Below are 7793 nucleotides of genomic sequence, written 5' to 3'. Positions count from 1 at the left end.
GCTCCTGCCTGGTATGCGACGGCCTGGCAAATCGCCGACCAACCGTACGCCCACAAACGCAGTTGTGACCTCAAAATCTCTTGAAGTGCGGTGTGCAAGCCGAAAGAAACGATGATGGTCGCGGCAACGGCATTGCCAAATCCCAGCCACGTCAGTGCCAGTCCAGCCAGGACGACAAACAACGCCACAACTGCGAGCACGGTCAAAATGGACGATACGTACTCTCTACCCATTCCCGCGGCATGCATTTTTGCGGAAATCGGCATTATCGAATAGGTCGCGACTCCAAAAACAAGTGTCGAAATAAATGAAACTGTCGCAATCGTCGTGCTGAAAATACCGTACTGTCCAGTCTCCAGATGGCTGCCGATGTACAGCAACGTCGCTATGTTCAGAAGACCAGGAACAATTCGTATTACGATGGCTTCCACCAACTTCCACAAGCTGGCTTCTTTCATGAAGTCACCCGCACGAATGACCTCTTGAGCAAGAACGGGAAACTCAAGACACCAAAGCTCAAACAGGCAAGAACCGCCTTGCCCAGGAACCGAACCGACCGATATCGTCCTAGCCAGAACGCCTTGATGTAGTTCAAGTTCAGCAACAACATCGGGTATGCATTTTGTCGCTGAAGAAGCCGAATCCTTGCCGTCATCCCCTCCGGCAAATATCGTTTTCGTCCAATCTCGACATTGACACAGATAACGTCGTATTCGATCGCCAATCTGGACCAGAGAAGAGATGTTGGAACGCGGCGGAACCGCCCCGCTGGGGGCACGGCAACCCGTTTAAGCAAAGGAGTTTTGATGACCTCCTTCTTGTCGCCGACCACCCGTTCGTCGGCCCGCATCTTTATCAGGTTTGTCCGTTCCGACGGAAACGGCTCTGCTGCGGTCTCTGGGTGGCCAAGAGCCATCGAGAACACAAAACCCGCAATCTTCTGATCGACACCTCTCTGCGAGAGGTGCTCACAGACCTCCGGCAAGCGATCGGTGAAGAGATCGTCGTCATCATCGAAGACCATGCAATAGTCGCCAGTGGCGGAAGCAATCGCCGAAAACATCGCACGGCCTCTGCCGTCATTCGGGCCGGTGGTGACCACCAAACTGGCATCGCGAGACGCGATTTCCGCAAGCGCTTCGTTCGTTCCGTCGGTCGAACCGTCGACATGGACGCATATCTGCAACGGACAGTCCGTACGCAACAGTTGCTGAACCAGCGCCGCAACGCGATCCCGCCGATTGAACGTGGGGATGCAGACGCTCAGTAGCGCCTGGGACTGCAATGGATTGCAGACTGCCTGTTTGCGAGCCGTATCGATTCCATCTGCTCCTGGTTAAGTGATCATGGAACAGCGCGGATCAGCCGGGAAACGCCGAACCCTATCCCCGCGCAAAATACGCCTTGTACCACTCGACGAACCGCCCGACGCCCTCGGTCACCGTCGTCGCCGGGCGGTAGCCGACCGCCTGCTCCAGCGCCGAGGTGTCGGCGAAGGTATCGGGCACGTCGCCGGGCTGCAGCGGCAAGAGTTCGACGATGGCTTTGCGGCCCAGCGCGTTTTCCAGCGCCTCGACATAGGCGGTCAGCTTCACCGGGTTGTTGTTGCCGATGTTGAAGATGCGCCAGGGGGCGCTGCTTGTGGCCGGATCCGGACGGCTGGAGTCCCAGGCGGCATTGCCCGTGGCCGGGCTGTCGCTGGCGCGGATCACGCCTTCGGCGATGTCATCGACATAGGTGAAGTCGCGCGTGTGGTTGCCGTTGTTGAACAGCTTGATCGGCTCACCGGCAAGGATGTTTTTGGTGAACAGGAACAGCGCCATGTCCGGGCGCCCCCAGGGACCATACACCGTGAAGAAGCGAAGACCGGTCGTCGGCAATCGGAACAGATGGCTGTAGCTGTGCGCCATCAGCTCGTTGGCGCGCTTGGTCGCGGCGTAGAACTGCAGCGGATGGTCGGCCGGACGATGCTCGGAAAACGGCATGTCGGTGTTGGCGCCGTAGACACTCGACGTGCTGGCATAGGTCAGGTGCGCGACGGCGCTGTTGCGGCAGGCCTCCAGCACGTTGGTGTAGGCGATGATGTTGCTTTCGACATAGGCATGCGGGTTTTCCAGGCTGTAGCGAACCCCGGCCTGGGCGGCGAGATGGATCACCCGGTCGAATGCATGGTCGGCAAAGCAGGCGTCGACCACGCTCTTGTCGGCGAGATTGCCGCGGATGAAATGATAGCCGGCATTGGTCTTACGGCTCGCCTCGTTCAGAAGCCGCAGCCTCGCCTCCTTGATCTGCGGATCGTAATAGTCGTTGACGTTGTCGATGCCGACGACCTCGTCACCGCGCTCCAGCAGCCGCTTCGCTACGTGATATCCTATGAAGCCGGCCGCGCCGGTGACCAGAACCTTCATCAGAAACGCCCATCCGTGACATGCCTGGGGAACAGACCCTTGATGTCGTAGATGACGCCCGGGGTCTTGCAAAGCGCCATCAGGCCGTCGACGCCCAACGCGCGGAACTGCCTGTGGCCGACGGCCACGATAACGCCGTCATAACGCATGTCGGGAATGTCCTTCATGCTGGCCACGCCGAAGGCACGCGCGCATTCCTGCGCGTCGACCCAGGGGTCCCATATGTCGATGCCGGCGTTGTATTCCTTCAGTTGGGCAACGATATCGGCGACCTTGGAATTCCTCAGGTCCGGGCAATTTTCCTTGAAGGCCGCGCCCATCACCAGAATCCGGCTGCCAACGACAGGTATTCCCTTGCGCATCATCAGGCGGGCCGTCTGATCCGCCGCGTGCCGACCCATGCCGTCATTGATACGGCGGCCAGCAAGAATCACCTCCGGATGATAGCCGAGTTCCTGGGCCTTGTGGGTGAGATAGTAGGGATCGACGCCGATGCAGTGGCCGCCGACGAGACCAGGCGTGAAGCGCAGGAAATTCCATTTGGTGCCGGCGGCTTCCAGCACTTCGGACGTGTCGATGCCGAGCTTGCCGAAGATAAGCGACAGCTCGTTCATCAGCGCGATGTTGAGGTCGCGCTGAGTGTTCTCGATGACCTTGGCCGCTTCGGCGACCGCAATGCTCGAGGTACGGTGTGTGCCTGCCGGCACGATCGAGGCATAGAGCGCATCGATACCTTCGGCCGCTTCCGGCGTCGAGCCGCTGGTGACCTTGACGATCGTTTGCAACCGATGCTCGCGGTCGCCCGGATTGATGCGCTCGGGACTGTAGCCGAGGAAGAACCCCTCATTGTAGCGCAGGCCCGAATGTTTCTCGATCAGCGGCGCGCACACCTCTTCCGTGCAGCCGGGATAGACCGTCGATTCGAAGATCACCACCGCGCCTGGCGATATGACCTCACCGACCAAAGTCGATGCCATGATCAGCGGTTTCAGATCCGGACGGTTGGCCCTGTCGATCGGCGTCGGAACCGTGACGATGAAAATCCCGCAATCGCGCAGAGCGGCCTTGTCGGTGGTGAATGTCAGCCGCGACGCAGCACTGATCTCATCGCTGCTGGCTTCCAGCGTATGGTCGTCGCCACGCCTCAGCGCGTCCACCCTCGACTGGTCGATGTCGAAACCGACGACATCCCTGCCGGCGCCGAAGGCGACCGCCAGCGGCAGGCCGACATAGCCAAGCCCGATGATCGCTATTTTCCTGGAGGCGAGATCCATCTGCTTCCTGCGCTTGCTATTCCAGAGCCATGCTTCGCATTGGTTATCTCGCACCAAAGCCGGTAAGCATCGTTTTCAGCGTCTTGAGAGTTATCAAAACGTCCAGCCAAGGCGAAAAGTTCTTTATGTAATAGAAATCATAGTGCAATTTTCCCATAACGTCATCGACGGCAGCCACATGCCCCTGATTTACTTGTGCCCACCCACTTATGCCCGGCCTGACGATATGCCTGTAGCGGTAGAATGGCAGCTCAGCCTCGTACCACTGCGACAGCACGACAGCTTCCGGCCGCGGTCCGATCCAACTCATTTCGCCACGCAGGATGTTGATGACCTGCGGCAGTTCGTCGATCCTGGATTTTCGCAGGAAACGCCCGACTCTGGTGATGCGGTCATCGTCGTGCCTGGTGATCGCCCTTTCCTTGTCGCTGCCGGCGCCAGAGTGCTGGCGCATCGAGCGAAACTTGTAGACCGTGCAGATCTTGCCCCGGTAGCCCATGCGTTGCTGGCGAAACAGCGCAGGACCATCGGAATCCAGCCGGATCAGCAGCGCTATCAACGCCAGAACGGGGGAAAGAACGATGATCAAGACAAGTGCCGAGACCCAGTCGACCGCCTGCTTGATCTTGAGATAGGCCTGGTTCGGATTGAGCGAACCAAGCGTGTTTTCCGACAGGTGCTCGATCTCGACCCGACCGGTCAGCGACTCTCTGACCTGCTTGACGTGGTATACGGGCGTTCCCGAAAGGGCCCGATCCGCGATGTATCGTTCCCATTCCGCGCCAAGATCGGCACGCAGATCAACGACCACGCCGCTGGCTCTTTCGATTATCGTACTGGTCGACTTGATCCAAAACCAATGCACACCCGGTAACGTCTTGAGGCGCTCGACATCTCCGCCGGGAATCACCACGAGCCGGTACGGATCGAGACGCCGCGTCAACAGGCTCAGGCCGAAGTACCAGAGCGTGGACTGCGTGAAACTGGCGGCAGCCTGAAACCGGCTGTACTCGAACCGAAAAAAGAAGATGGTCAGGAAAACAGCCCCGTAGGACAGGGCAAATGTCGGCAAGATGTAACTTGCCGCGGCCACGCCCGGGAAATTTCCGATGCGGCGATAAGACAAGAAGCCCACAAGGTGCGCGATGACCGCAGCGGCTACTGTTACCTGAAGATTGGCCGAATAGATGAATTCAGGATTGAAGACAATCCGGATGATCGCCGGCGCAAAAATCGCGAATGTCAGTCCGCCAAGCAGTTGAAACCGAATCCTGAACAGGAAGTGCCGGCTTCCGACAATAGTCGACGCTGCGACATTCAACGTCTTCCCCCCTTCCCCGAAGCTGCCGTATCGGCGACAGACCAGCGCGATAGTGCATCTGACCTGATCGTTCACAACAACGAATCGGACGTCTCGCCCCCCGGCGATTCGATACAGTCGAAGACCAAGAGCTACGACAGCGCGGCCGCGCCAGCAAGCATCTATTTCTCAGATCAACAGTTCGGGAAATTGAAAAGCCTGGGCTAATAAAGCGACTTAATGATCATTACTGAAGATGTCGCAGCGTCTAGGGCGATATAACCGACAATCTATCGAGGTTGGCGGACATCAGACCGGAAATCCGCCAGTGACGCCGCTCCGGCCAGTGGCTTGATTGCCCCTGGCCGTTTCTTCGATCGCGCGCTTCAGCCGCGCTTCAGCAGCGTCCAGACGGCCGGCACCAGGCTTGCCGCGAGCGCCACCTTGATCAGGTCGCCGACGATGAACGGCACGACGCCGAACTGCCACGACTTTTCCGGACCGATGAGCAGCGCCAGCCAGGCAAAGCCCATTGCCATCATGACGACTTCGCCAACCAGCATGGCGTTGAAAAGCTTGATTGGATGGCGGTCCCAGCCGCGATCCGCCGCCCAGCCGACAATTGCCGCCATGACCACGAAGCCGGCGAGATAGCCGCCGGTCGAGCCGAGCATGTAGGCAATGCCGAGACCCTTTTCAGGCGTGCTCTGGAAGACGGGGAAGCCCATGGCGCCCTCGGCCATGTAGAGCAGCAGGGTGGCGACGCCGAGACGCATGCCGAAGGCGGCGGCGATCAGCAGCACGGCCAGCGTCTGCATCGAAATGTCGACCGGCCCGAGCATTACCTTGGTCTTGGCCGACAGTGTCAGCACAAGCGTTCCGGCGATGGCCAGGAAAAGCTGCGTTGCCAGCCGCGCCGCGCCGTTTTGCGGCAGAGCCAGAGAAACAAGCGGACGCATCGTAGTTGCAATTGCCATGGTATTTCCCCAATCCGATTGCCGCACTCCGATGTTCGCGGCCTCACATCCTCCTATATTGGCTTGCGTGTTGTGCGGCAATCGGTTTTGCCGTTTCCCGAAACAAGGCACCGATGCATGGCACTGAAATTCGATACCGGCTTCGACCCCTTCTATGGCCAGGGGGTGAATGTCGCGCCCGATGTCCAGCGCATCACGGCCCGCAATCCAAGCCCCTTCACCTTTCACGGCACCAACAGCTACGTTGTTGGCCGCGATACGCTGGCGGTGATCGATCCGGGGCCGGAGGACGAGGCGCATCTGCGGACCCTGATCGAGGTGATCGCAGGCCGGCCGGTCAGCCATATCTTCGTCAGCCACACGCATCGCGACCACTCCCCGCTGGCGGCCCGGCTGAAAGAGCGCACCGGCGCCCTCGTGCTGGCAGAGGGGCCGCACCGGCCGGCAAGAGCCCTGCATATCGGCGAGACCAATGCGCTCGATGCCAGTGCCGACACGGCTTTCATCCCTGATGTCGCCCTGCCCGACGGCGAGGTGGTCGACGGCGACGGCTGGTCGATCAGGACGGTTCTGACCCCGGGCCACACCGCCAATCATGCGGCGTTCGCGCTGCAGGGAACCGGCATCCTGTTTTCGGCCGATCATGTCATGGCCTGGGCAACCTCCATCGTCGCCCCGCCGGATGGAGCGATGGCCGACTACATGGCCTCGCTGGACCGCTTGATCGAACGCGGGGACCGCTTGCTGTTGCCAGGACATGGCGGGCCGGTGACAGCACCGCGCGCTTTCATGCGCGGGTTGAAGACGCATCGCAAGATGCGCGAGCGCGCCATTCTGGAGCGGGTCAGAGAAGGCGACCGGACGATCGTGGACATGGTCAAGGCGATCTACAGGGACACCGACCCGCGGCTGCATGGCGCCGCCGGATTGTCGGTGCTTGCCCATCTCGAGGATCTGACGGCGCGCGGTCTGGTCACGACAGACGGCGCACCGGCCATCGACGGCATTTTCACGCCGGCCGGATAGGCCAACCTGGACCGCTGCTAAGTGCCGAAGCCTTATTCGGCTGGCGCGGCGCCGACCTGACCGGCGACTTCCTGGTCGAGCTCCGCCAGGAATTCGGTGATGCGCGCGGCATTGTCGCCAAGGTCGTAGCGGCCGTAGCGGGATGCCGACCGCATATCGACGATGACCGTGTCGCCATCGTCCGTCACGCGGATCGCCACATCGGCGGGAAGGCCGATCACGAAGCCCTTGGCGACGGCGGTGATGGTCACCTCGCTTTGCCCGGCGAGATCGGGATAGGGCTCCGACAGCTCCCAGTCGCGCCGGTCGAGTACGGTTTCGACGGCATTGACGACAGTCTCGAACGGCAGGTCGTAGCTGCGTGCGCTGACCAGCGGATAGCTATCGGCCTGCAGCCGCTGTTCCCCAGGCGTCGACGGCGCAAGCACGTTCATATCCTTCGTCCGGTCGCTCACGTCGAGCGCCGGCGGTTCGTCGAAATCCGTCGAGATATCCCTGAGCGGCGGATAGATCGTCGCCCAGTAGGCGGCGACGCCGTAGGGTGCGAGCACCAGCAATGCCAGCAGCGCGCCGCCCGTCAGGTCGCGGCCGCCGCGGTCGCCGAAATTCCACAGCCGCGAAAAGGCAAACCCGGCAAACAACAGCGCCATCGCCGCCAGCAGCGCGACAATGCCGAGCACCCACAGAAAGACAGGTGTTTCGACGAGATCGAAGCGATGGCCGACGAAGACCGTCAGCAGCAGCACCAACGAAAAAGCGGCCGTGCGCCGCGACCAGCCGGCCGCCTTCGACGTTTGCCGTTCAGGAA

General features: G+C 60.6%; 8 protein-coding genes. 1 reads left to right on the top strand and 7 read right to left on the bottom strand.

Going from position 1 to position 7793, the window contains the following annotated elements; translation table 11 throughout:
- From EN906_RS15415 to EN906_RS15390, 6 genes are all read right to left on the bottom strand, one after another.
- Positions 1–458: hypothetical protein (locus tag EN906_RS15415; protein ID WP_206529094.1), on the bottom strand; the 458-nt coding region annotated here is incomplete at its 3' end.
- Complete coding sequence (locus EN906_RS15410; RefSeq protein WP_164748852.1) at positions 455–1285, bottom strand: glycosyltransferase; 831 nt, start codon at positions 1283–1285, stop codon at positions 455–457. The genes EN906_RS15410 and EN906_RS15415, both read right to left, overlap by 4 nt.
- 97 nt (positions 1286–1382) lie before the next feature.
- Positions 1383–2408 (bottom strand): NAD-dependent epimerase, encoded by a 1026-nt coding sequence (locus EN906_RS15405; RefSeq protein WP_127268854.1) that lies wholly within the window; start codon positions 2406–2408, stop codon positions 1383–1385.
- Positions 2408–3682: a nucleotide sugar dehydrogenase gene (locus EN906_RS15400; protein WP_127268852.1), complete on the bottom strand. Its 1275-nt coding sequence runs from the start codon at positions 3680–3682 to the stop codon at positions 2408–2410. The genes EN906_RS15405 and EN906_RS15400 overlap by 1 nt, the downstream gene beginning before the upstream one ends.
- Before the next feature lie 43 nt (positions 3683–3725).
- Positions 3726–5003, bottom strand: coding sequence for a sugar transferase (locus EN906_RS15395; RefSeq protein WP_236382852.1), 1278 nt, complete (start codon positions 5001–5003; stop codon positions 3726–3728).
- A 365-nt stretch (positions 5004–5368) separates the two neighbouring features.
- Positions 5369–5959 (bottom strand): biotin transporter BioY, encoded by a 591-nt coding sequence (locus tag EN906_RS15390; protein WP_023808554.1) that lies wholly within the window; start codon positions 5957–5959, stop codon positions 5369–5371.
- A 117-nt stretch (positions 5960–6076) separates the two neighbouring features.
- Between EN906_RS15390 and EN906_RS15385 the strand changes: the two genes are divergently transcribed.
- A complete protein-coding gene (locus EN906_RS15385) occupies positions 6077–6985 on the top strand; it encodes an MBL fold metallo-hydrolase (protein WP_127270451.1) in 909 nt (302 codons plus the stop codon).
- Positions 6986–7017: 32 nt separating this feature from the next.
- Here EN906_RS15385 and EN906_RS15380 read toward each other — a convergent pair.
- Positions 7018–7793: DUF1499 domain-containing protein (locus EN906_RS15380; RefSeq protein ID WP_245484260.1), on the bottom strand; the 776-nt coding region annotated here is incomplete at its 5' end.

Source organism: Mesorhizobium sp. M7A.F.Ca.CA.004.06.1.1, assembly GCF_003999135.1.
Classification (GTDB): domain Bacteria; phylum Pseudomonadota; class Alphaproteobacteria; order Rhizobiales; family Rhizobiaceae; genus Mesorhizobium.
Note: the sequence above shows the minus strand (reverse complement) of the source record. Positions and strands in the feature narration are given on the sequence as shown.

Coding starts and splice junctions, on each gene's coding strand:
- EN906_RS15385 (WP_127270451.1), top strand. CDS start 6,077: ATGGCACTGAAATTCGATACCGGCTTCGACCCCTTCTATGGCCAGGGG.
- EN906_RS15405 (WP_127268854.1), bottom strand. CDS start 2,408: ATGAAGGTTCTGGTCACCGGCGCGGCCGGCTTCATAGGATATCACGTA.
- EN906_RS15390 (WP_023808554.1), bottom strand. CDS start 5,959: ATGGCAATTGCAACTACGATGCGTCCGCTTGTTTCTCTGGCTCTGCCG.
- EN906_RS15400 (WP_127268852.1), bottom strand. CDS start 3,682: ATGGATCTCGCCTCCAGGAAAATAGCGATCATCGGGCTTGGCTATGTC.